A 25,401-nucleotide genomic window follows, 5' to 3' on the forward strand; every position below is an offset into this window, starting at 1 on the left:
ACTATTCAGCTTCCGATAGCATCAAAGAAAAACTCCGGACTTTCCAGCTCGACCAGCTTTTTTCTTTCGATCATCCAGAACCGGTTGCCGACATTGCGAACAAAACTGCGGTCGTGCGAGACGATCAGGCTTGCTGCCTCATTGCGCAGCAGTTCCACCTCCAGCGCTTCCTGACCTTCGATATCAAGATGGTTCGTCGGTTCATCGAGGATATAGAAGTTTGGATTGGTCAGCCGCAGAACCAGCATGGCCAGCCGTGCCTTCTGCCCGCCGGACAGGCGTTCAAGCGGCTTTGCCTGCATCTCGAGCGTCATGCCGGCACCAGCCAGAAGGGACCGCGTCCGCTGGTCGCCAATATCGAAACGTTTCGCAATCGTCTCGAATGGGGTCCATTCCGGACGAAGTTCCGACAAGGCCTGATCGCTATATCCGAGCACCAGCGACGGTGTCGCCTTGATACCGGCCTGTGCGCGGTCCGGCGCAAGGATGGCCTCCCGCACCAGCGTCAGCAAACGGGTCTTGCCCATGCCATTGGCGCCCAGCAGGACGATACGGTCGCCCGGATTGATCCAGAGCTGCCCCGTCTTAAAGAGCAGCCTGCTGTCGGGGGTTGTAATTTCAGCCCGATCGAGAACAACCAGCGCCTTGGCGTGGCTGCCGCGGCTGTTCAGTATGATCTTGCCGGCAGAGCGTTCCACATGCGCTGCCTTGGCGCTTTCCTCGATCTTGTCGGCGCGCGCTTTCAACTGCTTGGTCTTGATCACCAGCAGATCGCTGCCGGAATTGATGCCGATATTGTTGAGCTTCGCGGCCTGCCTGCGCAGTTGCTGGACTGTCTTCATGTCCTTTTCGAACTGCCTGGCATCCGCCGCGTCGATTTCATCCAGAGCAACCCGCGCCTGACTGTATGGCAAGGTGAAGATCGGTGATTTTTCCGCCCGCAGGAACAGCGTCCGCTTCGTCACCGCATCCAGAAAGGCGCGGTCGTGACTGCTGACCACGACCGCGACTGAACGCGGCAGCGCATTCAGCCAGTCTTCCAGCAGCCGCACTTTTTCGAGATCCAGATGGTTGGTCGGCTCGTCGAGCAGGAGAACGTCGGGCTCCGACACCCATGCGCGGGCCAGAAGCGCGAGCCGCTGCCAGCCGCCGCTGAGTTGGCGCACGGGGAGCAGTCGCAATTCCTCGGCAACACGCAGGTCGTCCAGAACGATATCGGCGCGCCAGCTTTCATAATCGCGGGCTTCTTCGTCGAGACCATCCAGCACGAGATCATAGAATGTCCGGTCAAACAGCTGTTCCGGCACATACTGGCTGACATACCCGATCTTCAATCCACGCGACCGCGTGATCGTGCCGAGCGTCGGCTCGCCCTCCCCGACAAGAAGACGCAGGAGACTGGTCTTGCCGCGCCCGTTGGCAGCAACGAGACCAATACGTTCGCCCTCGCCTATGACGAGATCGAGATTGGCAAAAAGTGGCTCATGAAGAGTAAGCGAAAGATTCTGGATAGAAACAAGAGACATGGCAATCTGCTCAATTCTGCCACGCACCAATGCCCGGTTTCCAAACCGCGATATGCATCAATGTGCTGGCGAATGTCCGGCAGCGATCAATGACCGCGCCTTCAGGAAAAGGCAGAATAAGACAGTGTACTCGTCTTTTTCCGCCCTGCACAAGTTACTTATGCAGGGCAAAACCGGGGCCGTGCTGACGGTGATGATCATGACGCGTCACATACATCATACAGCCCTCCTTTTCCTGTTCTTGTCTCTTCAAATGAATCAAGCCGGATCGATTCCGACCCGGCTTTTATAACAAAGGTGAATTGAACCTGCAAGAGTGGCAGGACTTCCAGAAAACGCGCTAAAAGTGCAGCGCGTTCTGGATTTTGTCTAACGCATGTCTTTGTTCCCAAACCGGTACCCGCTTTGGGGAGGCACGCTTTATCCGGCGCGTTCGATGCGGATCATCTGTGGCTTGTCGACCAGATGATCGTCCTTGAGGATCGCTTCCAGCGCCTTTTTGACAGCCGATTCGGTCGTCTCATGCGTGACGAGAATGACCGTCTTGACACCTTCCCTTGCTGCATCATCCATCGGCGGGCGCTGCACGATCGATTCCAGCGAGATGTCGTTTTCAGCCATGCGCTTGGCGATGGCCGCGAAAGCGCCGATACGATCAAGCACGGTCAGGCGGATGAAGTAGCCGCCCGCATGCTTGCGCATCTTGGCGCGCTTGTAAGGCTGCAACGCCTTGGCAGGCGTGCCGAACACCGGCCCATGCTGGAAGCCCGGACGGCTCTTGGCGATATCGGCAACATCACCGATCACGGCGGATGCCGTCGCATTGCCACCCGCGCCGGGGCCGGAAAGCAGAAGCTCGCCCAGAAGATCGGTTTCGATTGCCACGGCGTTGGTCACGCCATGCACCTGCGCAATAACCGACGAGGTCGGCACCATGGTGGGATGCACGCGCTGTTCGATGCCTGTATCGGTCTTCTGCGCGACACCCAGAAGCTTGATGCGATAGCCGAGTTCATCGGCGGCGCGAATATCGGCGAGCGAAATATTGCTGATGCCTTCGAGATAAATGTCATCGGCAGCGATCTGCGTGCCGAAGGCAAGACTGGTCAGCAGCGCCAGCTTGTGCGCCGTGTCATTGCCTTCAATGTCGAAAGTCGGATCGGCCTCTGCATAACCGAGGCGCTGGGCATCCTTGAGACAGGCTTCGAACGAAATGCCCTCTTCCCACATCCGGGTCAGGATGTAGTTGCAGGTGCCGTTCATGATGCCATAGACGCGGGAAACCGTATTGCCGGTCAGCGATTCACGCATTGCCTTGATGACCGGAATCCCCCCGGCCACCGCCGCTTCGAAGTTGAGAAGGACGCCCTTATCCTCGGCGATCTTGGCAAGCGCAACGCCGTGCCGCGCCAGCAGCGCCTTGTTGGCCGTGACCACATGGCGACCGGCGCGCAAAGCCGCTTCGACAGAAGCCCGGGCCGGTCCATCCTCGCCGCCGATGAGTTCTACGAAAACATCGATATCGGCAGATTTGGCCAGCTCGACCGGATCGTCGAACCAATTGATACCAGAAAGATCAATGCCGCGATCCCGGTTGCGGTCGCGGGCGCTGACCGCCGTGACCGTAACAGGCTTGCCGCACTGGCGCGTGAGCATTTCGGACTTGTCACGCAGGATACGCAACACCGAAGCACCAACGGTGCCGAGGCCGGCAACGCCGATCCGTAATGCATCACTCATTATTTCGACCTTCTGTATGGAGTGGCTATCAGGTGGGATGCCACGGGCGGCGAGTTGCCGTCCGTGGCGATTTCTAAAGACTATCCGCGACGACCGTCGAGCGGAATTACATTTTGCAGGTTCTCATGCTTGGCGGAGAGAAAACGCTTGATGTTACGCGCGGCCTGACGGATGCGGTGCTCGTTCTCGACCAGCGCAATACGCACGTAATCGTCGCCGTGCTCGCCAAAGCCGATACCGGGCGCGACGGCCACATCGGCCTGTTCGACCAGAAGCTTGGAGAATTCGAGCGAACCCAGCGAACGGAAGCGTTCCGGAATCGGAACCCAGGCGAACATGGTCGCAGCAGGCGGCGGAACATCCCAGCCCGCACGGCCAAAGCTCTCGACCAGCACATCCCGGCGCTGCTTGTAGACATTGCGCACATAGGCGATGTCCGATCCGTCTCCATTCAGCGCCGCTGTCGCCGCAACCTGAATAGGCGTGAAAGCACCATAATCGAGATAGGACTTCACGCGGGTGAGCGCTGCGATCAGGCGTTCATTACCGACCGCAAAGCCCATGCGCCAGCCTGGCATGGAGAATGTCTTCGACATGGAGGTGAACTCTACAGTCACATCCATGGCGCCCGGCACTTCCAGCACCGATGGCGGCGGATTGTCGTCGAAATAGATTTCCGAATAGGCAAGATCCGACAGGATGACGATGTCATGCTTGCGGGCGAACGCGACGACGTCCTTGTAGAAATCGAGCGTCGCCACATAGGCCGTCGGGTTGGACGGGAAATTCAGGATCAGCGCGATCGGCTTCGGGATCGAGTGCTTCACGCCGCGCTCCAGCGTCGGGATGAAGTTCTCGTCCGGCTTTGCCTGGACCGAGCGGATCACGCCGCCGGACATGATGAAGCCGAAGGAGTGGATCGGATAGGTAGGGTCCGGGCACAGAACCACATCGCCCGGCGCGGTGATGGCCTGCGCCATATTGGCGAAGCCTTCCTTGGAGCCGAGCGTGGCCACGACCTGCGTATCCGGATTGAGCTTCACCCCAAAGCGCCGCGCATAATATTGCGCCTGCGCACGACGCAGGCCGGGAATGCCCTTGGAAGCCGAATAACGATGTGCGCGCGGGTCCTGAACGGCCTCGCAGAGCTTGTCGACGATGTTCTGCGGGGTCGGAAGATCGGGGTTACCCATACCAAGATCGATAATGTCGGCGCCCGCCGCTCGCGCCGATGCCTTCAGACGGTTGACCTGTTCAAAGACATAAGGGGGCAGACGACGGACTTTATGGAATTCTTCCGACATGATCCTGTTCCAGTGGAGGGTTGACGTAATGGCGCGCATGCGCCGCAAAGGAGCTATACACCTGTTCTCGAATCGGGTCGAGACGTGTTGCCGCGTCAAAGGATGCGGATTTCGTCTCTAGAGCACATCCCGAAAAGTTTAACGGTTTCGGATAAGATGCGCGCCAAAAACCAAGGAAGAAGTTACTCTTCCCCGCTTTCGATCTGTTTCAGGGTAGCGTCCGTATCCTGCTGCGCCTGCTTGCGCAGGGCAGCAGCCTCGGCGGGCGTGAACCCCGCACCGCCGGTTCTGGATGCCGCCAGACGCGTGCGGTCGGCATCAAGCTTGGTAGTAAGCTGCTGCTTTTCTTCTGCGGTGATCTGCGTGGTCGCAGCCTTCGGCATATGGCCGAATGTCGGGAAAACACCGGTGCGGGAAGCGCCTTCCTGCGGCGTACCCTGAAACTCTTTTCCGCCCGCGCATGCCGTGAGCATCGCCGCCGCTGTTGCTGCCAGCAATAGGTTGGCGATCTGCCGCGTGCGCTTGGTCATGTTTCTGTTCCCGGTTGATGCCGCATAAGGCGCCGTTGGTCACAGCGCCACACAAAGATAAAGCAATTGGCAAGGGATAGCACCAAGTCGAGGCATCCTGTCAACAAGTGAGTGATGCAAATCGGAAATTCGGCTTGCGTTGAAGGCCGGAGGCTGCTCCAAACCATCCGAGACCCCAGCAGAAAAGGAAAATGTAACCAAAGGTTACACAAAGTAATATTTCGTTATAAGCGAATATTCCGCCATAGGCGCGAAGTCATTTAACGCCAGATGCGCATCAATAGTTGCACTCGGCGATTAAAAAACTTAAAAATTGGTAACGAATTGCCGAACAGGTGATTTGTCCATTACAGCGGAATGACCGTCATTGCTCTGAGGTGACTATCATAACTCGCTGATATTTCTGAATTTCTTTCCCGGCACGAACAGTCGGGAGCTGTGGGGACGATCAGCCACTGGACGTGACGTCAGCCTCGCACGGGAGAGCCGATCTCCCGAAACCAGGTAGGCCCGGCGAATCCGGGTCGCCAAACTGGTCAGGGAAATCGAGCTGGAGCAGACTGTTGAAATTTGCACATTCTACACACCGGACCTCGGGCAGGTTTCTATCAGGCAGCGTGGCTTTGCTTGCGCTTCTTGTCACGTCCTGCACGTCGACCGGCACAGGCCTTGACGGCAAGCCGCTACAGATGACCTCCGCCTCCGATGGCTCCGTGATTGCGGATACATTGCAAAGCGCAGCCGATCAGACAGCCGTAGCCGAGGCGGCGAAGGCGTCGCCTGCGGAGGAGAAAAAGGCGGAAGCCAACCCCGGTGAAACAAAGCCCGCCGTCGTGGCAGAGGCGGCAAACACCAATAACAAGGAGCAGGCGAAGCCAGCCCCAACTGCCGCACCCGCCGAGCAGCAGCAGACCCAGGTAGCAGCCCTCGCCCCCCAGCAGCCGAAGAGCACATCGCTTTTTGGCATGTTCGGCGGCAGCAAGCCCGCTGCACCTGAAGCGGCTCCGGTCGTAGAGCAGCCAGCGGAAGCGGCTCCTGCCGAAACCGCGAAGAAGCCGCAGGAACCGGCAAAGGAAGAAAAGCCCGCCGAAGCAGCAGCGCCGGAACAGACCGCAGCGGCAAAGCCTGCCGAGGCTGAAAAGCCTGTTCAGGTCGCTTCGCTCTTTGGCTCCACGAAAAGCGCTTACGCCTCGCCACAGCGCCCAACGGCCTCGCAAGGAAGCATTGCCCGGCTTTTCTCCGACGAATCGACCGGCACGCGATCCGACCGAACCGAAAGCAGGAAGGTTGCCGTGGTGAAGCCTGTTTCGCCTTCCGCGAAGCATGATTACAATTATTCGCTACCGGGCGTGCGCCCGAATGGCGGCATCGAAATCAAACATCGCAACAGTCTCTATGACGATAGCGATATTGATGCGAACGAAGACGATGAATCGGCAAATCTGACGCTTGCTTCGGCTCCCGGCCTTGCGCGCCTTGCGCCCAACGGGCTGAAAGTGCAACGACAGACCGTGGATGTCGCCTGCCTCAAGCCCCAGCTCGTTTCCATGCTGAAAACCATGGAGCGTCATTTCCGCCGCCCGGTGATGGTGACTTCGGGTTACCGCAGCCCTTCCTATAACCGCAAGGTCAACGGCGCACGGAAATCGCTCCATATGATCTGCGCCGCCGCCGACATCCAGATCGATGGCGTGTCCAAGTGGGAAATCGCGCGCTTCGCCCGCTCCATGCCGGGACGTGGCGGCGTCGGCACCTACTGCCACACGACTTCGGTTCACGTCGATGTCGGGCCGGAGCGCGACTGGAACTGGCGCTGCAAGGGTTGACGAAGCGCCCTCACTGAACACTTAAAGCCGGATCACCCGATCCGGCTTTTTCTTTTGTCTTTATTTTTCAACCGAGTAACAAAATCGGCCGCAGGGATTTTCCCCATTTTTGCAGTACATTCGATTTTTTTCAGAAAAGTGTTTTTTGGGCTTGCGAGTCAGAACCTTCCTCAATATAAGCCCACTCACACCAGCAACGGGCGCCCATCGTCTAGCGGTTAGGACGCCGCCCTTTCACGGCGGAAACAGGGGTTCGATTCCCCTTGGGCGTACCATTGCTGGTTTTTTCTTTTCCCCTTACAATTCAATCTGTTAGCACTCGATGTGCTCTGTTTTGCGCTGTCAAAACTTATTCACAGACAAGTGAAAAAGGGGCTTGCATGTCGGAAATTTCCTGACTATAAGCGCCCCACACCAGCAACGGGCGCCCATCGTCTAGCGGTTAGGACGCCGCCCTTTCACGGCGGAAACAGGGGTTCGATTCCCCTTGGGCGTACCATTGCTGGTTTTTCTTTTCCCTCGAAATTGACGCAAATATTACTGGCTGAACTGCCAGGATGTTGCTACGCGCCGGACTGCAACCTTTTTGAAAGGACAGCATGATGCCGAAAGCAACAGCAATCGTTCCCACCACCCATGCCAGCCGTTACCTGCAGCAGCTCTGCAAGCATTGGGCGCACAAATTCGCGGTCGAATTCTCTCCTGAACATGGCACGATCGATCTTGGCGAGAATCGTCTCGTGATTCTCGATGCCGATGCTGAAAAACTGACCACGACTGTCGAAACATCGGAAGAAAACCTTGCCCGCCTCGAAGAAGTCGTGGCGAGCCATGTTGTCCGCTTCGCTTTTCGCGAGGAACTCGTCTTCGAGTGGATAAGGCAATAGCAAAGGCGGCAGCGTTTACCCTATCCGTAAAATGCCCGCAAATTGCCCGGAATAGCCATTATCGCATCACAATCCGGGCAAATTTTCCCGCGAAATTCCTCCCAGTTTCAAATGACTGATTTAATGGGGAAGAATAATGACAAGCGAAACAAGAACCACTCTCACCTTTCTCGGCGCCGGCCTGGTTGCTGCGGCAATGGCTCTCGGTGCGGATATGAGCTGGGCCGACGTCATCAAGGCCCTTTTCTGACCGCCACCGCCTATATTGGCTATTTCCGCGAAGCTGTCAGAAAAGCCTTTCGCATACGCGCCGAACTGCTCTACATCGGCGCATGATTTTTCAAACGCCTCTGGTCACCGGCAGGCTGGAACGCCGCTACAAAAGATTTCTCGCCGACGTCACGCTGGATGACGGGCGGTTCATCACAGCGTCCGTGCCCAACACCGGTTCGATGCTCGGACTGAGCGCTCCAGGTTCCCGCGTCTGGCTGAGTGTTTCGGATGCCCCTCACCGCAAATATGCCCATACGCTGCAGATTGTCGAAGCGGATAATACGCTGGTTGGCGTGAACACCGGCTTGCCCAACAGAATCGCCGAAGAAGCGATCGTGAAAGGTCTCATTCCGCACCTTTCAGGATATGCCAGCCTCAAGCGCGAGCAGAAATATGGCCGGAATTCGCGCATTGATCTTCTGCTGGATGACGGCCCCCGCCAGCGGGCCTATGTCGAGGTCAAAAATGTACATTTCATTCGCACGCTCGGACTGGCGGAGTTCCCCGACACGGTGACGGCGCGCGGAGCGAAGCACCTTGAGGAACTGATCGACGTGGTTGCCGCTAGTCATCGGGGCGTGATGCTGTTTATTATCCAGCGAAACGATTGCAGCAGATTCAGCATTTCCGGCGATCTCGATCCCACTTACGCACGCGCTTTTGAACATGCGCGTGCAAACGGGGTTGAGGCCTGGGCCGTTCGGTGCCACATAACGGATAACAGCATTGACGCCACTGAACTGGTGCCAATTGAATGATTAAGGTCTAAGACGGATCGAGTGATGGTAACCTATATCGAAGCGACAAGTGCACCCATGAAATATACGGGCCAGATCAGGCTCTATGGCCCCGAGGCTTTCGAGGGTATGCGCACGGTCTGCAATCTGACGGCACGCTGTCTCGATGCCCTCAACGATATCGTCAAGCCAGGTGTGACCACCAACGAGATCGACCGCTTCGTGTTCGAGTTCGGCATGGATCACGGCGCGTTTCCGGCAACGTTGAACTATCGCGGCTATACGAAATCGACCTGCACGTCGATCAATCACGTCGTCTGCCACGGTATTCCGAACGACAAGCCGCTGCGCGAGGGCGATATCGTCAATATCGACGTCACCTATCTCCTTGATGGCTGGCACGGCGATTCCAGCCGCATGTATGCGGTAGGCGAAATCAAGCGCGCCGCCGAGCGGCTGCTGGAAGTCACCTATGAAAGCCTTTTGCGCGGGATCGCAGCCGTCAAGCCGGGCGCCAAGACCGGTGCAATCGGTGCGGCGATCCAAACCTATGCCGAAGGCGAGCGCTGTTCTGTCGTGCGCGATTTCTGCGGCCACGGCGTCGGACAACTGTTCCATGACGCACCAAATATCCTTCACTACGGCACGCCTAATGAAGGGGTGGAAATCAAGGAAGGCATGATCTTCACCATCGAGCCGATGATCAATCTCGGCAAATCGCATGTGAAGGTTCTAGCCGATGGCTGGACGGCCGTTACACGGGACCGGTCGCTGACGGCGCAATATGAACATACGGTCGGCGTCACGAAAGACGGCTGCGAGATATTCACTCTCTCCCCAGCCAACGTCTTCGGACCGCCTTCCATGAGATGACGTCGAAGTGATATCATCTCGATAATTGTCTGGTCTGTTTTTGCGGGGGTTTAAACAGTATGGCAAAGAGCAAGACCGAGACGGGTAATGCGCAGATGCCCGGCTTCAGCGATACGCTGCAACTGACGCCAAAAATCGAAAAGCCGCATTACGCCGGGCATCGCGATCGTCTCAAACAGCGTTTCAGGGAAACTCCCGACGCGCTCGCGGATTATGAATTGCTCGAAATGCTGCTGTTTCGCGCCATTCGGCGCGCGGACACCAAGCCGCTCGCCAAGGCGCTTTTGACCCGGTTCGGCTCGATTGCCGAAGTGCTGGCCGCCCCCGAAAAACTGATCGCCGAAGTTCCCGGTGCCGGGCCCACCGTCGCGCATGAACTCAAGCTTGTGGAAGCCGTCGCCAAGCGAAGCGCCCGCAGCACGGTCATGGAGCGCGAGGTTCTGGGCTCATGGAATCAGGTGATCGAATATTGCACCACCGCCATGGCCTACGAGACCCGTGAGCAGTTCCGCATCCTGTTCCTCGACAAGAAGAACAAGATGATTGCCGATGAAGTGCAGCAGACCGGCACGGTCGATCATACGCCCGTCTATCCGCGCGAGGTCGTCAAACGGGCGCTGGAACTATCCGCGACCGCCATCATCCTGGTCCACAACCACCCGTCCGGCGACCCGACCCCATCGCGCGCCGATATCGACATGACCAGGCAACTCGTCAATGCCGCCAAGGCGCTCAACATCACGGTGCACGACCACGTCATCGTCGGAAAGCACGGTCATGCCAGCTTTCGCGGGTTGGGATTGATCTGACAGCGCATCCACCTCAAGCCGTTACCAATTGTTAAGCATAGCGCAAGGAATGGCTGCGCAATGCATGGAAATCGCTCGAATTTTCTTAAATTTGGACACAATCAGAGGTGAGACGGAAGCCAGAGCGAAGGCAAGGCCTTTCGATGGCAATAATGAATTCAGGCATGTTTCCCGCCAGCGTTCTTCGACGGGAAAATCGGAGTAAAAAATGTTGAAGCGTTCTATCACAGCAGTGGCGCTTGGCGCCGCAATCGTTGCTTTTGCAGGGTCGGCTTTCGCTGCCGACATGATGGGAGCAACGGACTATTCCTATAACGATCCGGTTGCCAGCGGTCCGCATGACTGGTCCGGCAATTATATCGGCGCACAGATCGGCGCTTCCTCGTCCAAGGTTCCCGGCCCCTTCACCAACCGCACCGGCGCTTTGGGCGGCGTTGTTGTCGGCAAGAACATGCAGAGCGGCAATGTCGTGTTCGGTGCGGAACTCGAAGGCAACTTCGCCGAAGCGGAGCATCGCATCGGCCATGGCGGCAGCCTCCAGCAATCGTGGAACGGCAATGCCAAGGGCAAGGTCGGCTATGCTTTCGACAAGACGCTGGTTTATGGCACCGCCGGCTACGGTGTGACCCGCTTCAAGGCCAAGGACAACACCACCTCGGCCCCCGGCTGGGAAGGCGGCGCACTGATCGGCGCCGGTGTCGAGCAGGCACTGACCGGCCCGCTTTCCGTCAAGGCCGAGTATGACTTCCAGCGCTTCAGCGATGTGAAGTCCCGCGTCAACGGCGTGGAGCAGCGCAACAATCTGAAGAACCATTCGATCAAGGCTGGCCTGAACTACAAGTTCTAGACCTCTTGATCGATGCGAAACTTCATTCTGTTTTCGCATCAAGCAATTCGCCTTTTGCACAAAGGGCTGCGTTTCACGGCGCAGCCCTTTCGTTTTGCATAAATTTATCTTCATTTCGCAGTCTGACTACGTCATCGGATGGCTTGACTCCGACAGGCACTCACCGCTTATAAATTGCGAGTGGATTGCGGGGAACAATAAGAGCGAAAAGTTCAACCATCATATCGGGAGGTTGTCTTACCTTGCCGTTTAATTCTCCCGCGCCTGAACACTTGGATATGTGGTTCTGCTTCCGCAGGCCATGCAGTCAGGAATGAAAGAATGCAGCGCGTTTTTGACGGACATAATGATGTCCTTCTGCGGCTTTGGGAAAATGCCCGCAAGGGCGAAGACCCGATCAGGGAATTTATCGACGGAACGGATAGCGGCCATATCGATCTCCCCCGCTCTCTTAAAGGCGGTCTCGCTGGCGGCATATGCGCCATTTATGTTCCCTCGGGCGAGCATATCGAACTGGGCAAGCCGGACGCGAATGGCCATTATGAAACGCCCCTTTCGCCACCGCTGGAACGCAGCCCCTCCCTCGATATCGCTCTCGATATCGCTGCCATTGCTCTCAAGCTGGAAGCCGCTGGCGGCTGGAAGCTCTGCCGCAATGGCCGCGATCTCGACGAGACGCTGGACAGCGACACATTCACCGCCGTGCTGCACATGGAAGGCTGCGAAGCCATCGATGAAGATCTGGCCGCGCTTGAAGTCTTTTACGCCGCGGGCCTGCGTTCGCTCGGACCTGTCTGGAGCCGCAACAATATCTTCGCTCACGGCGTTCCGTTCGCCTACCCGATGAGCCCCGACACCGGCCCTGGCCTGACGGATACGGGCAAGCGCCTCGTCAAGGCATGCAATGCCAAGGGCATTCTGATCGATCTGGCGCATATCACCGAAAAAGGCTTCTGGGACGTGGCGAAACTGAGCGATCAGCCGCTGGTTGCCAGCCATTCCAATGCACACGCCCTTACTCCCGTCGCACGCAACCTGACCGACCGTCAGCTTGATGCCATTCGCGAGAGCAAAGGCCTTGCCGGACTGAACTACGCCACGACGATGCTGCGCGCCGATGCCAAGGAAGACTCCAACACGCCGCTTTCCGATGTGGTGCGCCACGTGGATTACATGGTCGAACGGATGGGCATCGACTGTGTGGCGCTTGGTTCGGACTATGACGGTGCAACAATTCCAGCGGAAATCGGCGATGCGGCCGGCACGCAAAACCTTGTCGCAGCTTTGCGGAAAGCGGGATATGGTGAAGAAGAGCTGGCAAAAATTTGCCGGGGCAATTGGATACGCGTTTTGAAACAGGCCTGGCACGAAGCAGCGTGATCTGGAGCGCATCCTGTGAACGGTTATCGGAACAGGACGCGCAGGAACAAAGACAAAATCCCAAACAAAATCACAGGAAGGGAACTCTAACATGATGCATTTCGGACGTTTTCGTATTCTGGCTGCCGGTGCGGCACTTGCGGCCGTGCTGGCTGCAAATCCGGCCTGGTCCGCCACGCCGGCCGATACGCTGGTCCAGGCATGGGCCATCGACGACACGATCACGCTGGACCCGGCCGAGTCTTTCGAACTGAGCCCGGCTGAATTCATCGGTAACGCCTATGACATGCTCGTCCGTCTCGACATCAACGACACGTCGAAGGTCGTTCCGGGCGTCGCCGAAAGCTGGACCGTTTCCGACGACGGCCTCACCTATACGTTCAAGCTGAAGAAGGACATCAAGTTCGCTTCCGGCAACCCGATCACTTCTGCCGACGTTGCCTACTCCTTTGAGCGTGCCGTGCGTCTCGACAAGAGCCCGGCCTTCATCCTGACCCAGTTCGGCCTGACGAAGGATAACGTCAACGAAAAGGCGAAAGCCGTTGACGACAGCACCTTCGTTTTCACCGTCGACAAGCCTTATGCACCAAGCTTCGTGCTGAACTGCCTGACCGCGACCGTCGCCGCAGTCGTCGACAAGAAGCTTCTCGAAGAACATGCCGAGAAGGTGACGCCGACCGACGAGTACAAGTACGAAACCGATTACGCCAATGCATGGCTGAAAACCAAATCGGCAGGCTCCGGCCCGTTCGTGATCCGCGAATGGCGCGCCAATGAAGTCGTCATTCTGGAACGCAACGACAATTTCTATGGCGAAAAGGCCAACCTTAAGCGCGTCTTCTATCGTCACGTCAAGGAAAGCGCGACGCAGCGCCTGATGCTCGAATCCGGCGATGTCGATGTGGCGCGCAATCTGGAACCGGGCGACTACGAAGCTGTCCTGAAGAACGACAAGCTTTCCACGACCAGCGCCGCCAAGGGCACAGTCTATTACATCAGCCTCAACCAAAAGAACCCGAACCTGGCCAAGCCTGAAGTTCGCGAAGCTTTCAAATATCTGGTCGATTACGATGCAATCGGTTCGACGCTCATCAAGGGCATCGGCGAAATCCGCCAGACTTATCAGGCCAAGGGCGTTCTTGGCGCTCTCGATGCTGCGCCGTACAAGCTCGACGTCGCCAAGGCGAAGGAACTGCTTGCCAAGGCCGGTCTGAAGGACGGTCTTTCGGTTACGTTCGACGTGCGTAACGGTCAGCCGGTCACCGGCATTGCCGAATCCTTCCAGCAGACCGCTGCACAGGCCGGCGTGAAGATCGAAATCATCCCCGGCGACGGCAAGCAGACGCTGACCAAGTATCGCGCCCGCAACCACGATATGTATATCGGCCAGTGGGGCATGGACTATTGGGACCCCAATTCCAACGCTGAAGCTTTCACCAGCAACCCGGACAACAGCGACGACGCCTCGACCAAGACGCTTGCATGGCGCAACGCCTGGGACATTCCGGAGCTGACCAAGCAGACGCAGGCTGCTCTTCTGGAACGGGACAACGACAAGCGCGCCGAACAGTACAAGAAGCTGCAGCAGGAAGCGCTCGACCAGAGCCCGTTCGTCATGCTGTTCCAGCAGGTTGAAGTCGCCGGCATTGGCGGCAATGTGAAGGGCTACAAGCTCGGCCCGACATTCGACTCCAACTTCCTGGCGAACGTCAGCAAGGAATAGTCGGCCATGCTTCGGCGTGTGGAAACAACCACGTGCTGAAACGGCTTTAAATCAACGGGATGGAGCGGTTTTCTGAATCAATAAGGAAAGCCGCTCCACGAAATTTTCAGCGCTGCCGATCCGGCTTTCCGGAGCGACAGATGTCCTGAAACGCTCTCTGAGCCTGAAACAAAAGGCGGCATGAGTGTGCGAGAATGATGATTTTTGAGTTCCGCGACGGAGTGTACTTGAAAGTACATGTGCACCGGAACGCAAAAAATTGCCATTTGCAGCCACTCAAGGCGCGACTTTTGGAACAGGCTCTCACTGTCGGAAGCGGTCAAAACATTGAGTAACACTGTCACTACCAAAAAGGTAAGGCGAGCGCCGCGGCGCTCAACGGCCCTTGCCGCATCGATAGCCAGTTTTCTGGGTATCGTCGTCACGACCTATCTGGGCCTTCTGGCCGTAACTTTTTTCATCGGCCGCGTTGTGCCGATTGATCCCGTGCTTGCCATCGTTGGCGACCGCGCTCCAGCGCATGTCGTCGCCCGCGTGCGGGAAGAAATGGGCTTCAACCTGCCCTATTACCAGCAGTTCTTTCTCTACGTGAAGGGCGTGCTGCAGGGCGATTTCGGCACCTCGGTACTGACCACCAACCCCGTCATGACCGATATTCGCCGCGTTTTCCCGGCTACGATGGAACTCGCCACCGTCGGCACGATCATCGGCGCCCTGTTCGGCATTCCGCTCGGCGTTCTCGCTGCGGTCAAGCGCGGCAGCATTGTCGACCAGATCGTGCGCGTGATCGGCCTTGTCGGCTATTCGGTGCCGATCTTCTGGCTCGGCATGCTTGCGCTTCTGATCTTCTATGCACGGCTAGGCTGGACCTCTGGTCCCGGACGCATCGACATCACATTCGAATATACCTTCACCCCGATCACCGGTTTCTACCTGATCGACGCGATCCTCCAGCGCGATTGGCCAGCCCTCAAGGATATTGTCTCCCACCTTATCCTGCCATCCGTGCTGCTCGGCTATTTCTCGCTTGCCTATATCAGCCGCATGACCCGTTCCTTCATGCTCAACGAGCTGGAACAGGAGTATATCATTGCAGCGCGCGCCAAGGGCATTTCGGAAACTCGCATCATCTGGGGCCACGCACTGCGCAACGCCGCCGTACCGCTGGTGACCGTGATCGCGCTTTCCTATGCCGGACTTCTGGAAGGTTCGGTGCTGACCGAAACCATCTTCTCCTGGCCCGGCCTTGGACTCTACATCACCAATTCACTGCAAAACGCTGATATGAATGCCGTTCTGGGTGGCACCATCGTCATCGGGTCGGTCTTTATCGCGCTCAACCTCGTGTCCGATCTTCTCTATCGGCTTCTCGATCCAAGGACGCGCGCACGATGAGCCAAATGACAGATACTTCCAACCTCTCATGGCGTGAATGGCTGCTTACGGAGCGGCCACAGTCACGCACACAAGCCCGCCTCGGCCGTGCCTATATGGTCTGGCGACGCTTCACCGCCAACAAGCTGGCCGTCCTTGGCCTCCTCATCATCATCGGTCTTCTTGTCGTTGCAGCCCTGGCCGATGTGCTGGCGCCGCATTCGCCGGTCGCCGGCGATCTGGCCAATGCACGTCTGTTGCCGCCGGGATCACCGGGTTACCTGCTCGGCACTGACGATCAGGGTCGCGATATTCTTTCGCGTCTGATCTATGGCTCCCGCCTTACCCTTTATGTGGTGCTGCTGGTCGCCATCATCGCAGCTCCCATCGGCCTTCTGGTCGGCACCGTTGCAGGCTATGCAGGTGGTTGGGTGGATGCCGTGCTGATGCGCATCACCGACATCTTCCTCGCCTTCCCGAAGCTCATCCTGGCACTGGCATTCGTTGCCGCTCTCGGACCGGGCATCGAAAATGCCATCATCGCCATCGCCATCACTTCGTGGCCGCCATATGCGCGCATTGCGCGTGCGGAAACGTTGACCGTGCGCAATTCGGATTATATCTCCGCCGTCCGTTTGATGGGCGCTTCGCCTATCCGCATCGTCGTGCGCCACATCATGCCGCTCTGCACATCGTCACTGATCGTGCGTGTAACGCTCGACATGGCAGGCATCATCCTCACCGCCGCCGGTCTCGGCTTCCTCGGCCTCGGCGCACAGCCGCCTCTGCCTGAATGGGGTGCGATGATCGCTTCCGGTCGCCGCTTCATTCTCGACCAGTGGTGGGTGGCCGCCATGCCGGGTATCGCGATCCTCATCGTCAGCCTCGGCTTCAATCTTCTGGGCGATGGCCTGCGCGATGCGCTCGATCCGCGGGGTAACAACCAATGAAGCCTCTTCTGACTGTCGAAGACCTACGCGTCACTTTCCCGACCCGCACCGGTGCAATCGAGGCCGTGCGCGGCGTCAGCTTCGAACTGGGTCGTGAACGCCTCGGCATCGTAGGCGAATCCGGTTCCGGCAAGTCGCAGACCGGCCGCGCCATCATGGGTTTGACCCCGCCGCATGCGAAGATCACCGCCAAAAAACTCGAATTTGACGGCATCGATCTTCTGAACGCACCGGCACGCGAACGCCGCGCTTTGCGTGGCGGACGCATCGCCATGGTTTTGCAGGACCCGAAATACTCGCTCAACCCTGTGATGACCATCGGCAAGCAGATTGCCGAAACGCTGAAGGCCCACGGCAAGTTCAGCAGTGAAGAAATCCGCAGGCGCTCCATCGCCATGCTGGAAGCCGTGCAGATCCGCGATGCTGAACGCGTCATGAGCCTCTATCCGCACGAAGTTTCGGGCGGCATGGGCCAGCGCGTCATGATTGCCATGATGCTGGTTGCCGAACCGGAAATGCTGATCGCCGATGAGCCGACTTCGGCGCTCGACGTTACGGTCCAGCTTGAAGTGCTCGGCATCCTCGACAAGCTGGTTGCCGAACGCGGCATGGGTCTGATCTTCGTCAGCCACGACCTGCGCCTCGTTTCCTCCTTCTGCGACCGCGTCATCGTGATGTATGCGGGCAAGATCGTCGAGGAAATTGCGGCCAAGGACCTCGCCAATGCGAAACACCCCTATACGCAAGGATTGCTGAATTGCATGCCGAAAATCGGAGCCGATCGCCATCCCCTGCCAACCTTGCAGCGTGAGGAGGCATGGAAGCTATGAGCACGGCATCTGCACTGAGCGTCGACAATATCGACGTCTATTTCGACCACTTCCATGCACTGAAATCGGTCAGCATCGAAGTGGCTCGAGGCGAATCCTACGGCCTCGTGGGTGAATCCGGGTCGGGCAAATCCACCCTGCTGCGCGCTGTTGCGGGACTGGCGCCTGTCGAGGACGGCGAAATCCGTATCGACGGGCAATTGCTGAAAACACCGCGTGACAAGGCGTTCTATCGCAACGTTCAGATGGTGTTTCAGGACCCTTACGGCTCGCTGCATCCGCGCCAGACGGTGGACCGGCTGTTGCTGGAACCGCTCGCCATCCATGGGGTCGGCGATACGGAACAGCGCATCGTGAAGGCGCTCGATGAAGTCGGCCTCGGTTCCGGCTTCCGCTTTCGCTATCCGCACCAGCTTTCAGGCGGCCAGCGCCAGCGCATCGCCATTGCTCGCGCCCTGATCGTCGAGCCCAGCATATTGCTGCTCGACGAGCCGACCTCCGCGCTCGATGCTTCGGTTCAGGCGGAAGTGCTGAACCTGCTCGAACAGGTTCGGCGCGACCGCAACCTGACCTTCGTCATGGTCAGCCACGACCTTGGCGTCGTCACCCATATGTGCGACCGGCTTGCCGTCATGCGCAATGGTGAGGTCGTGGAACAGCTGCAGGCAAACGATCTTGTCAGCGGCAATATCCATGCCGACTATACGAAGAACCTGATGCGGGCGAGCGAAGGCTTCCGCAGGTAAAGCAGAAGCGGTCCGTTTCAGGATACACTAAAAACAAAGGGGACCTCGGGGCCCCCTTTTTCATTGCATCAATCGTCGGACTTACGCGGCGTGTCGCCATCCTGCCCGCGCCGCCAATAGGCGACGATCAACTGCCGATCCTTCGGAATATTGCGTTCCTTGCGCATATAGGTGCGGATCGACCGGAACGCGTTGAACTCACAACCGACCCAGACGTAAATATCGTCTTGGCCTTCCGGCAATTCGACCGCCCGCACGGCATCCTGCAACAAGGTCGTCGTTCCGGCTTCCGCGCCATTGCGGTTCAGCCACTGCAGATCGATATCGGCGCGCGAAAAAAGTTCCTGCTCTTCCTCTGCGCTGCCGATCTCGACCCGTACGACCGCCTTGGTTCCTTCCGGCAACCGTTCCAGAATGCGTCCGATGGCAGGCAGAGCGGTTTCGTCTCCGGCGAGCAGATACCACTTCGCCTCACCTGCATCGCCGCCGCCAGGACCTGTCATGCCGACAATATCGCCCGGCTTGGCGCTGAGGGCCCAACCGGAACCCGGTGCGTCGCAATCATCGCCGTGAACGACCATATCGATATCCACCCATCCGGCGACGGTATCGATGTTGCGGATCGTATAGACACGTGTCGCAAGCTTGGCTGCGCCTTCGGGCCAGACCGGACGGCCATCTTCACCGGTTGTGGGCCATTGCGGCTTTGCCAGGCCTTCGGGCGGAAACAGAAGGCGGATATGGAGCCCCAGCTGCGAGAAGCGGAACAGGTTTTCGCCTTTCAGGCGAACGCGCCGCATGTGCGGTGTTACATTCGACACCGAGACGACCTGCATCTCGCGGAAATAGGGCAGCGGCAGTCCGGCAGCCCCATCGCCTTCCCAGATGATTTTCGGTTTGGCGCTGCCCTTGTCGAGAAACTCCAGCACATGTTCGGCAATGGAATATTTCATATAGGCAAGGCCAGTTTCGTCCTCGCTGGAGACATCGACGCTGACCGTTTCATCGTCCCACTGCACATCCGCCTGACCGAAGCTCAGCACCAGCTTTGCCGTGCTGCCCTGACGGTGCACGTCGGCATGCTCGACGAAATGATCGAGAAGCTGATTGACCACATGACCGGCATTGGTAAGCGCAAAGCGGGTATTGGCGTTGAGTTCGGACATGCCCCGTCCTCCTTTGGGAAACAATTTCCCCAGCCTTACCCGAATATAACATGACTATTCAAGTCATCATTTTGGCTTGAACCCGCAATAAATCGTGACGGGTAGTGCCTGCCGCCAGACATCGAAAGAACCGAGCGCCCCAGCCTGCGCAACCGACAATCGCGTCAGTTCTCCGCCGTACTTTTCACGCCAGTTGAAAAGCAGCATTTCGCTTTGCAGGGTCACGGCGTTGGCAACCAGCCTACCCCCCGGATTCAAGGCGTTCCAGCAAGCTTCCAGCACACCATCATCCGTCACCCCGCCGCCGATGAAGATCGCGTCTGGCGCTTCCAAGCCCGCCAACGCCAGGGGCGCCTCCCCCCTGACAAGCTGCAATCCGGGAACGCCCAGTGCGGCGCGATTTCGCTCGATCATTGCCTGTCGCTGTTCGCTGGCCTCAATGGCAATCGCACGACACGAGGGATGAACACGCATCCATTCGATGCCAATCGAACCACAACCGGCACCCACATCCCATAGCAGTTGACGCGGCAATGGCTGCAATCGTGACAGCGTGACGGCACGAATGTCGCGCTTGGTCAATTGGCCATCATTCTCGAACGCTTCATCGGGAAGACCTACGACAGGCGAAAACACGTTCGCTTCCGGTGCGACGATGCATTCGATTGCCAGAACATTCAGATCGGCGCATCGCCCGTGCGACCAGTTTTCGGCGATATCCTGTACACGTTGCTCCTTGGAGCCACCAATATGCTCAAGAACAGTCATGCGGCTTTGGCCAAACCCCTTGCCCTTGAGCAGTGCCGCCGCTTTTGCTGGCGTCGTACCGTCATTGCTGAGCACCAGGAGCTTCTCGCCGGGCAGGATATGCGGCTGCAGCAATTCAAACGGACGACCGTGCACGCTGACTGTGCGGACATCCTGGAGCGGCCAGCCCATCCGCGCCGCGGCCAGTGAAAGCGAAGACGGATGCGGTAGAACCAGCAATTCTTCCGGCGAAAAATGCCGGGCCAAAGTTGCACCCACGCCAAAAAACATCGGATCGCCACTTGCCAGCGCGATGACCGGCTGGCCGCGATAGGCCTCGATCATCCCGATAGCTTCGTCGAATGGAGACGGCCAGGCCACGCGTTCGGCTTTGATGCCATCGTTCAGAAAATCCAGATGGCGTCTGCCGCCGAAAATGGCCTTGGCCGAGGCGATAGCCGCAAGCGCGGTTTTTCCAAGCCCATCAAACCCGTCTTCACCGATCCCGATCACTGTCAGCCAGCGTGCCATGCGCGATGCTCCTTTTCCCGAGTTCGTAGAGCATTTTGCAGTCAGGTGAAATCACCTGACTTCGCATAAATGCGGCAAAACAAACGGATAGAGCGGAAGCGCGAACGAATGTGAGGCATTTCGCTCTGTCGCGGACAGTAGCAAGTGCATGCGGCAAGGCGTATAAGACTGAAATGCCGAGCAATCCGATCACCAATTCGCTGCATACCTATCCTGACAGGCGCAACGCCTGCCCCGGCCTCTCGCGCATGGTGATGGCGAAAGACGGTGCGATTGCCCGCATAAAACTGAAGCTGGGCCGCTTGTCAGCCGATCAGGCACGTTCAATTGCAGCAATAGCTGAACGTTTCGATGCAGGCGCAATAGAGCTGTCGATTCGCTCCAATATCCAGTTGCGCGGTATTGCGCCCGAACATTGGGATAATGTTGTCGCTGCGCTGCACGACGCCGGCCTTGGAGCAGAAAACCCCGGTGCTGATGATATTCGCAACGTGATGGTCAGCCCCACGGCCGGCATTGATCGGAGCCAGATAGCCGATGTCACGGAACTGGCCTCATCCGCGCTCGATACGCTGCAGGCGAATGAGACTTTCTATGCGCTATCGCCGAAATTCTCCTTGCAGATTGACGGCGGTGAGGATTGCGCAATGGTTTCGCATCCGGGCGATATCTGGCTTTCATCCATGGACCGGAAAACCTACGCTTTTGGCCTCGCCTCGTCTCCCGAAAAACCCGCGCTGGGAACCATAGATGCGGGACACGCCCTGCTGTTCATCGAAGCGTTGCTGCATTGCTTTTTACAGCAGGGCAGCTTTGCGCGGATGAAGCATCTCTTCGAGATCATTTCGCCATCGCAGTTTCTGGCCAATTTGGAAAGGGAACTCCCTTTTCCCATCCATTCGGCAAATGGCTGGAAACGCAAGGTACCGATGGCGTTTTCGCATCTCGGACCGAACCGGCAGCGCGATGGGTCGATTTATATCGGCGCGACACCGCTGATGGGACGGCTGACGCCGCGCCAACTCAGCGCGCTGGCGGACCTCTCCGAGAGCGGAAAAAGCGAGCTGCGCCTTACGCCCTGGCAAGGTGTCATCCTGCCTTATGTAAACGAAACCCGGGTGATCGACCTCACCCAAAAACTCCGTTCGCTTGGTCTCGAAACGACAGCCGAAGTCCCGCACGCGCGGCTTCGTGCCTGTTCGGGCTCGAGTGGATGTGCCTCTGCGCTCGCCGACACTCAAACCGACGGCGGGAAGCTGGCGACACGTTTAAGTCCCGGAACGTCATCCGTGCACATTACAGGATGCGCCAAATCATGCGCCGCGCTTGCGCCATTGCCGCATACCCTGCTGGCGCGCTCGGCAGGCCGCTACGATCTCTATACGCAGGAGCCGTTTCCGCAAGACGGGGCTGGACCATCGCGCTTCGGACGGTTATTGGCGACTGATATTACCATTGACCAAGCGGCGCACCTTCTGAACGCCCGACACTGATTAGAGTGGTCCACCATGACAGACTACATCCGCGACGGACAGGCCATTTACGACCGGTCTTTCGCCATCATTCGTGCCGAGGCCGATCTGAGCCGCATACCCGCCGATCTGGAAAAGCTTGCAGTCCGGGTCATTCACGCCTGCGGCATGGTGGATGTAGTCAATGACCTCGCCTTCTCGGAAGGCGCAGGTAAAGCCGGGCGCGACGCCCTGCTCGCCGGTGCGCCCATTCTTTGTGATGCGCGCATGGTGGCCGAAGGCATTACCCGTTCCCGTCTGCCTGCAAATAATGAAGTCATCTGCACGCTTGGCGATCCGTCGGTTCCCGAGCTAGCCGCGAAGGTCGGCAACACCCGCTCGGCCGCAGCACTCGACCTCTGGCTTCCCCATCTCGCCAACAGCGTGGTTGCAATCGGCAATGCACCAACCGCCCTCTTCCGCCTCTTCGAATTGCTGGATGCCGGTGCGCCGAAACCGGCGCTCATCATCGGAATGCCGGTTGGCTTCGTGGGTGCGGCGGAATCCAAGGACGAACTCGCCGCCAACAGCCGTGGCGTGCCTTACGTGATCGTTCGCGGAAGACGCGGCGGCAGCGCCATGACGGCAGCGGCGGTCAACGCGCTCGCGTCGGAGCGCGAATAATGGCAGCAAAAGGCAGATTGTTTGGCCTCGGTGTCGGCCCCGGCGATCCTGAACTGATCACGCTGAAAGCCCTCCGCCTTCTCAAGAGCGCGCCGGTCGTTGCCTATCACGCCGCCAAGGGAAAGAAGGGCAACGCCCTTACCATCGTCGAGGAATATCTTTCGCCCGAACAGGTTCTCGTGCCGCTGATCTATCCGGTGACGACGGAAAAGCTCCCGGCGCATATGGATTACGAGCAGATCGTCAGCGATTTCTATGGTGAGATAACGGACACGATCGCGAGCCATCTTGATCGGGGACAGGATGTGGCCGTGATCGCGGAAGGCGATCCCTTCTTCTACGGCTCGTTCATGTATATCCACGACCGGCTCGCAGGGCGGTATGAAACGCAAGTCGTGCCCGGTGTCTGTTCCGTTCTCGGTGCCTCTGCCGTCCTCGGTGCGCCGCTTGTCTATCGCAACCAGACGCTCTCCGTTCTTTCCGGCGTCATGGGCGCGGAGGAACTGAAGCAGCGGCTCGCGGATACGGGAGCTGCGGCGATCATGAAGCTCGGCAAGAACCTCGACAAGGTCCGCGCAGTGCTGGGTGATCTCGGTCTCATGGACCGTGCGCTCTATGTCGAGCGCGCCACCATGTCCAACCAGCGCATCGTGCCCCTTGCCGAAGTCGATGGTGACGACTGCCCTTATTTCTCGATCATTCTCGTTCCGGGGCAAAAATGGAACGGCGCATGACCCCTGCGATTCTGGTGCTTGGAGAAGCAGCTGTTCCCACCGCGCAACGGATCGCAATGGCGTTGGAGCGCGCCGAAATACGCGGCCTTCAGAGCCGCGTTGCATCGGTTGACAACACCTTCATGCATTTCGGCGATGCAATAAGGTCGCTCTATGAGGAAGGCCGTCCGATCATCGCGCTTTGCGCCGCCGGTATCGTCATCCGGGCGCTCGCCCCGCTACTTGAGAACAAGCGTATCGAACCGCCAGTTCTCGCCGTGGCTGAGGATGGAAGTGCGGTCGTGCCACTGTTGGGTGGGCTCTCGGGTGTCAACGACATGGCGCGGCAGATTGCAGCGGCGCTTGAGGTCGCGCCTGCAATAACCACGTCCGGCGAACTGCGCTTCGGAATCAATCTGCTGCATCCGCCTGCCGAACTCACGCTTGCCAATCCAGACAGCGCGAAAAGTTTCATGTCGAACCTGCTCGCGGGACAGAAGCTGCGGATTGAAGGACGATCGCGCTGGCTTGCGCAATCGAAACTGCCTTTCGCCGACGACGGCGCGTTGACGATCAGCATAACGCCCCACAATCGCGTGCCGCGTCCCGACGAGTTGATTTATCATCCGCGCAGCGTGGCGATTGCCGTTGATATGGTCCGCGAAAACCTTCAGGCCAATGTTGAGCATGCGCTTGCCCGGGCGGGGAAAGCCCGGCAGTCACTGGCCTTGCTCCTCGCCGATGAAAAAGACTGCGCTGCGTCGGAACTTCACGGAGCGGCACAGATGCTTGGTATTCCACTCCGTTTTGTGGCGGATGCACCCCATGTCCGCGAACTCGTCCTTCGTTCGGTCGAGCAGCCGATTGAGCTGATAGAAGACGACGGACTCGCCATCGCCGTTGCGTCAACCCCGGCAGATGTGCTGTTTGTCGGTCGAAAGCGCGGCAAGCTGGTCGTTATCGGACTTGGGCCCGGATCGCGCAGCCTGATGACGCCTGCCGTCCAGCATGAACTGGAACAGGCTGAAGACATTCTCGGCTATGAGACCTATGTGCGAATGGCTGAGGAGAATCTTCGCCCTTTCCGCCCGGACCAAACCATTCACATGACCGACAATCGTGAGGAAATGCAGCGCGCCCGTCATGCATTCGAACTCGCGGCTTCCGGGCGGCATGTCGTCATGGTTTCGTCGGGAGATCCCGGTGTCTTTGCGATGGCTGCGGCGGTTGTCGAGGCGCTGCACGAAACGGACAATCCCGCGTGGCACGGCGTGGAGCTTGTCATCCAGCCTGGAATTTCAGCGGCAATGGCTGCCGCATCGCGCATTGGTGCGCCGCTGGGACATGACTTCTGCATCATTTCGCTATCGGACAACCTGAAGCCCTGGGAGGTCATCGAAAAGCGCCTGGCGCTTGCCGCCGAAGCCGATCTCGCCATGGCGTTCTACAATCCGATCTCCAGGGCGCGCCCGCATCAGCTTGGCCGCGCGCTGGAAATCCTGCGCCAATATCGATCGCCTGGAACGCCCGTCGTCCTTGGACGAGACATAGGCAGACCTGCCGAGACGACACGGACAACTACGCTGGGTGCATTGACGCCAGAGGATGTCGACATGCGCACCGTGGTCATCATCGGCTCCTCGCATACACAACGGTTTGCGAAGTCCGATGGCCGCGAATGGGTTTATACACCGCGTTGGTACGGCGAAAAGCCTGAGAAGTGACAAACAAAAAGGCAGGGAAAACCCTGCCTT

At 58.3% G+C, this 25,401-nt stretch carries 23 protein-coding genes and 2 tRNA genes; 19 read left to right on the forward strand and 6 right to left on the reverse strand.

Annotation, left to right across the window (positions count from 1 at the left end):
* Positions 1–5: 5 nt before the first annotated feature.
* Positions 6–1,526: an ABC-F family ATP-binding cassette domain-containing protein gene (locus ACOWVS_RS18150; RefSeq protein ID WP_021585964.1), complete on the reverse strand. Its 1,521-nt coding sequence runs from the start codon at positions 1,524–1,526 to the stop codon at positions 6–8.
* Between ACOWVS_RS18150 and ACOWVS_RS18155 the strand changes: the two genes are divergently transcribed.
* Positions 1,525–1,818: a hypothetical protein gene (locus tag ACOWVS_RS18155; protein ID WP_021585965.1), complete on the forward strand. Its 294-nt coding sequence runs from the start codon at positions 1,525–1,527 to the stop codon at positions 1,816–1,818. The two genes, ACOWVS_RS18150 and ACOWVS_RS18155, sit on opposite strands and share 2 nt — an antisense overlap.
* A gap of 128 nt (positions 1,819–1,946) precedes the next feature.
* Here ACOWVS_RS18155 and ACOWVS_RS18160 read toward each other — a convergent pair whose 3' ends face one another.
* The 3 genes from ACOWVS_RS18160 to ACOWVS_RS18170 all read right to left on the reverse strand — a co-directional run bounded on the left by ACOWVS_RS18160 (position 1,947) and on the right by ACOWVS_RS18170 (position 5,100).
* Entirely contained in the window at positions 1,947–3,266 is a 1,320-nt protein-coding gene (locus tag ACOWVS_RS18160; protein ID WP_021585966.1) for a homoserine dehydrogenase, read from the reverse strand.
* Between the two features lie 80 nt (positions 3,267–3,346).
* Positions 3,347–4,570, reverse strand: a complete 1,224-nt coding sequence (locus ACOWVS_RS18165; RefSeq protein WP_021585967.1) for an LL-diaminopimelate aminotransferase — start codon at positions 4,568–4,570, stop codon at positions 3,347–3,349.
* 182 nt (positions 4,571–4,752) lie between these two features.
* Positions 4,753–5,100 (reverse strand): hypothetical protein, encoded by a 348-nt coding sequence (locus ACOWVS_RS18170; RefSeq protein ID WP_006467069.1) that lies wholly within the window; start codon positions 5,098–5,100, stop codon positions 4,753–4,755.
* 563 nt (positions 5,101–5,663) lie between these two features.
* On the opposite strand from ACOWVS_RS18170, the gene ACOWVS_RS18175 reads away from it, so the two are divergent.
* The 14 genes from ACOWVS_RS18175 (at position 5,664) to ACOWVS_RS18240 (ending at position 18,355) form a co-directional block, all read left to right on the forward strand.
* The gene (locus ACOWVS_RS18175; RefSeq protein WP_031346338.1) at positions 5,664–6,926 is read left to right on the forward strand and encodes a YcbK family protein; all 1,263 of its coding nucleotides are present in this window, start codon (positions 5,664–5,666) and stop codon (positions 6,924–6,926) included.
* A gap of 200 nt (positions 6,927–7,126) precedes the next feature.
* Positions 7,127–7,201: transfer RNA gene (locus tag ACOWVS_RS18180), tRNA-Glu, on the forward strand.
* Positions 7,202–7,350: 149 nt separating this feature from the next.
* Positions 7,351–7,425, forward strand: a tRNA-Glu gene (locus tag ACOWVS_RS18185).
* Positions 7,426–7,528: 103 nt separating this feature from the next.
* Positions 7,529–7,813 (forward strand): DUF2218 domain-containing protein, encoded by a 285-nt coding sequence (locus ACOWVS_RS18190; protein ID WP_031346339.1) that lies wholly within the window; start codon positions 7,529–7,531, stop codon positions 7,811–7,813.
* Positions 7,814–8,145: 332 nt separating this feature from the next.
* Positions 8,146–8,844: a DNA/RNA nuclease SfsA gene (gene sfsA, locus ACOWVS_RS18195; protein WP_021585970.1), complete on the forward strand. Its 699-nt coding sequence runs from the start codon at positions 8,146–8,148 to the stop codon at positions 8,842–8,844.
* 24 nt (positions 8,845–8,868) lie between these two features.
* Entirely contained in the window at positions 8,869–9,696 is an 828-nt protein-coding gene (map, locus tag ACOWVS_RS18200; RefSeq protein ID WP_021585971.1) for a type I methionyl aminopeptidase, read from the forward strand.
* A 59-nt stretch (positions 9,697–9,755) separates the two neighbouring features.
* Positions 9,756–10,505: a RadC family protein gene (gene radC, locus ACOWVS_RS18205; RefSeq protein WP_021585972.1), complete on the forward strand. Its 750-nt coding sequence runs from the start codon at positions 9,756–9,758 to the stop codon at positions 10,503–10,505.
* 208 nt (positions 10,506–10,713) lie between these two features.
* Positions 10,714–11,352, forward strand: a complete 639-nt coding sequence (locus ACOWVS_RS18210; RefSeq protein ID WP_006467076.1) for an outer membrane protein — start codon at positions 10,714–10,716, stop codon at positions 11,350–11,352.
* 321 nt (positions 11,353–11,673) lie between these two features.
* Positions 11,674–12,732 (forward strand): dipeptidase, encoded by a 1,059-nt coding sequence (locus tag ACOWVS_RS18215; RefSeq protein ID WP_021585973.1) that lies wholly within the window; start codon positions 11,674–11,676, stop codon positions 12,730–12,732.
* Positions 12,733–12,823: 91 nt separating this feature from the next.
* Positions 12,824–14,455 (forward strand): ABC transporter substrate-binding protein, encoded by a 1,632-nt coding sequence (locus ACOWVS_RS18220; RefSeq protein ID WP_006467078.1) that lies wholly within the window; start codon positions 12,824–12,826, stop codon positions 14,453–14,455.
* Between the two features lie 327 nt (positions 14,456–14,782).
* Entirely contained in the window at positions 14,783–15,850 is a 1,068-nt protein-coding gene (locus ACOWVS_RS18225; RefSeq protein ID WP_025090427.1) for an ABC transporter permease, read from the forward strand.
* Complete coding sequence (gene nikC, locus ACOWVS_RS18230; protein WP_025090428.1) at positions 15,847–16,779, forward strand: nickel transporter permease; 933 nt, start codon at positions 15,847–15,849, stop codon at positions 16,777–16,779. Before ACOWVS_RS18225 ends, nikC begins: the two co-directional genes overlap by 4 nt.
* The gene (locus ACOWVS_RS18235; RefSeq protein WP_006467081.1) at positions 16,776–17,609 is read left to right on the forward strand and encodes an ABC transporter ATP-binding protein; all 834 of its coding nucleotides are present in this window, start codon (positions 16,776–16,778) and stop codon (positions 17,607–17,609) included. Before nikC ends, ACOWVS_RS18235 begins: the two co-directional genes overlap by 4 nt.
* A complete protein-coding gene (locus tag ACOWVS_RS18240) occupies positions 17,606–18,355 on the forward strand; it encodes an ABC transporter ATP-binding protein (RefSeq protein ID WP_025090430.1) in 750 nt (249 codons plus the stop codon). Before ACOWVS_RS18235 ends, ACOWVS_RS18240 begins: the two co-directional genes overlap by 4 nt.
* Positions 18,356–18,423: 68 nt before the next feature.
* Here ACOWVS_RS18240 and ACOWVS_RS18245 read toward each other — a convergent pair whose 3' ends face one another.
* On the reverse strand, positions 18,424–19,521 hold the full coding sequence (locus ACOWVS_RS18245; protein ID WP_021585977.1) for a siderophore-interacting protein: 1,098 nt from the start codon (positions 19,519–19,521) through the stop codon (positions 18,424–18,426).
* Between the two features lie 66 nt (positions 19,522–19,587).
* Positions 19,588–20,799, reverse strand: coding sequence for a bifunctional cobalt-precorrin-7 (C(5))-methyltransferase/cobalt-precorrin-6B (C(15))-methyltransferase (locus tag ACOWVS_RS18250; RefSeq protein ID WP_021585978.1), 1,212 nt, complete (start codon positions 20,797–20,799; stop codon positions 19,588–19,590).
* 173 nt (positions 20,800–20,972) lie between these two features.
* Between ACOWVS_RS18250 and cobG the strand changes: the two genes are divergently transcribed.
* From cobG to cobJ, 4 genes are read left to right on the forward strand one after another with little or no spacing between them, the layout of a single operon-like run.
* Positions 20,973–22,292: a precorrin-3B synthase gene (gene cobG, locus ACOWVS_RS18255; protein WP_021585979.1), complete on the forward strand. Its 1,320-nt coding sequence runs from the start codon at positions 20,973–20,975 to the stop codon at positions 22,290–22,292.
* 15 nt (positions 22,293–22,307) lie between these two features.
* On the forward strand, positions 22,308–22,934 hold the full coding sequence (locus ACOWVS_RS18260) for a precorrin-8X methylmutase (protein WP_021585980.1): 627 nt from the start codon (positions 22,308–22,310) through the stop codon (positions 22,932–22,934).
* Positions 22,934–23,668 (forward strand): precorrin-2 C(20)-methyltransferase, encoded by a 735-nt coding sequence (locus tag ACOWVS_RS18265; RefSeq protein WP_021585981.1) that lies wholly within the window; start codon positions 22,934–22,936, stop codon positions 23,666–23,668. The genes ACOWVS_RS18260 and ACOWVS_RS18265 overlap by 1 nt, the downstream gene beginning before the upstream one ends.
* The gene (gene cobJ / locus ACOWVS_RS18270) at positions 23,665–25,371 is read left to right on the forward strand and encodes a precorrin-3B C(17)-methyltransferase (RefSeq protein ID WP_170873265.1); all 1,707 of its coding nucleotides are present in this window, start codon (positions 23,665–23,667) and stop codon (positions 25,369–25,371) included. Before ACOWVS_RS18265 ends, cobJ begins: the two co-directional genes overlap by 4 nt.
* Positions 25,372–25,401: the final 30 nt, after the last annotated feature.

The sequence above is a fragment of the Brucella sp. IR068 genome, assembly GCF_049065885.1.
GTDB lineage: Bacteria > Pseudomonadota > Alphaproteobacteria > Rhizobiales > Rhizobiaceae > Brucella > Brucella intermedia.

Excerpts from the sequence above, each read along its gene's own strand:
- ACOWVS_RS18155 (WP_021585965.1), top strand. The coding sequence starts at position 1,525 with ATGGCAATCTGCTCAATTCTGCCACGCACCAATGCCCGGTTTCCAAAC.
- ACOWVS_RS18150 (WP_021585964.1), bottom strand. The coding sequence starts at position 1,526 with ATGTCTCTTGTTTCTATCCAGAATCTTTCGCTTACTCTTCATGAGCCA.
- ACOWVS_RS18160 (WP_021585966.1), bottom strand. The coding sequence starts at position 3,266 with ATGAGTGATGCATTACGGATCGGCGTTGCCGGCCTCGGCACCGTTGGT.
- ACOWVS_RS18165 (WP_021585967.1), bottom strand. The coding sequence starts at position 4,570 with ATGTCGGAAGAATTCCATAAAGTCCGTCGTCTGCCCCCTTATGTCTTT.
- ACOWVS_RS18170 (WP_006467069.1), bottom strand. The coding sequence starts at position 5,100 with ATGACCAAGCGCACGCGGCAGATCGCCAACCTATTGCTGGCAGCAACA.
- ACOWVS_RS18190 (WP_031346339.1), top strand. The coding sequence starts at position 7,529 with ATGCCGAAAGCAACAGCAATCGTTCCCACCACCCATGCCAGCCGTTAC.
- sfsA (WP_021585970.1), top strand. The coding sequence starts at position 8,146 with ATGATTTTTCAAACGCCTCTGGTCACCGGCAGGCTGGAACGCCGCTAC.
- map (WP_021585971.1), top strand. The coding sequence starts at position 8,869 with ATGGTAACCTATATCGAAGCGACAAGTGCACCCATGAAATATACGGGC.
- radC (WP_021585972.1), top strand. The coding sequence starts at position 9,756 with ATGGCAAAGAGCAAGACCGAGACGGGTAATGCGCAGATGCCCGGCTTC.
- ACOWVS_RS18210 (WP_006467076.1), top strand. The coding sequence starts at position 10,714 with ATGTTGAAGCGTTCTATCACAGCAGTGGCGCTTGGCGCCGCAATCGTT.
- ACOWVS_RS18215 (WP_021585973.1), top strand. The coding sequence starts at position 11,674 with ATGCAGCGCGTTTTTGACGGACATAATGATGTCCTTCTGCGGCTTTGG.
- ACOWVS_RS18220 (WP_006467078.1), top strand. The coding sequence starts at position 12,824 with ATGATGCATTTCGGACGTTTTCGTATTCTGGCTGCCGGTGCGGCACTT.
- nikC (WP_025090428.1), top strand. The coding sequence starts at position 15,847 with ATGAGCCAAATGACAGATACTTCCAACCTCTCATGGCGTGAATGGCTG.
- ACOWVS_RS18235 (WP_006467081.1), top strand. The coding sequence starts at position 16,776 with ATGAAGCCTCTTCTGACTGTCGAAGACCTACGCGTCACTTTCCCGACC.
- ACOWVS_RS18240 (WP_025090430.1), top strand. The coding sequence starts at position 17,606 with ATGAGCACGGCATCTGCACTGAGCGTCGACAATATCGACGTCTATTTC.
- ACOWVS_RS18245 (WP_021585977.1), bottom strand. The coding sequence starts at position 19,521 with ATGTCCGAACTCAACGCCAATACCCGCTTTGCGCTTACCAATGCCGGT.
- ACOWVS_RS18250 (WP_021585978.1), bottom strand. The coding sequence starts at position 20,799 with ATGGCACGCTGGCTGACAGTGATCGGGATCGGTGAAGACGGGTTTGAT.
- cobG (WP_021585979.1), top strand. The coding sequence starts at position 20,973 with ATGCCGAGCAATCCGATCACCAATTCGCTGCATACCTATCCTGACAGG.
- ACOWVS_RS18260 (WP_021585980.1), top strand. The coding sequence starts at position 22,308 with ATGACAGACTACATCCGCGACGGACAGGCCATTTACGACCGGTCTTTC.
- ACOWVS_RS18265 (WP_021585981.1), top strand. The coding sequence starts at position 22,934 with ATGGCAGCAAAAGGCAGATTGTTTGGCCTCGGTGTCGGCCCCGGCGAT.
- cobJ (WP_170873265.1), top strand. The coding sequence starts at position 23,665 with ATGACCCCTGCGATTCTGGTGCTTGGAGAAGCAGCTGTTCCCACCGCG.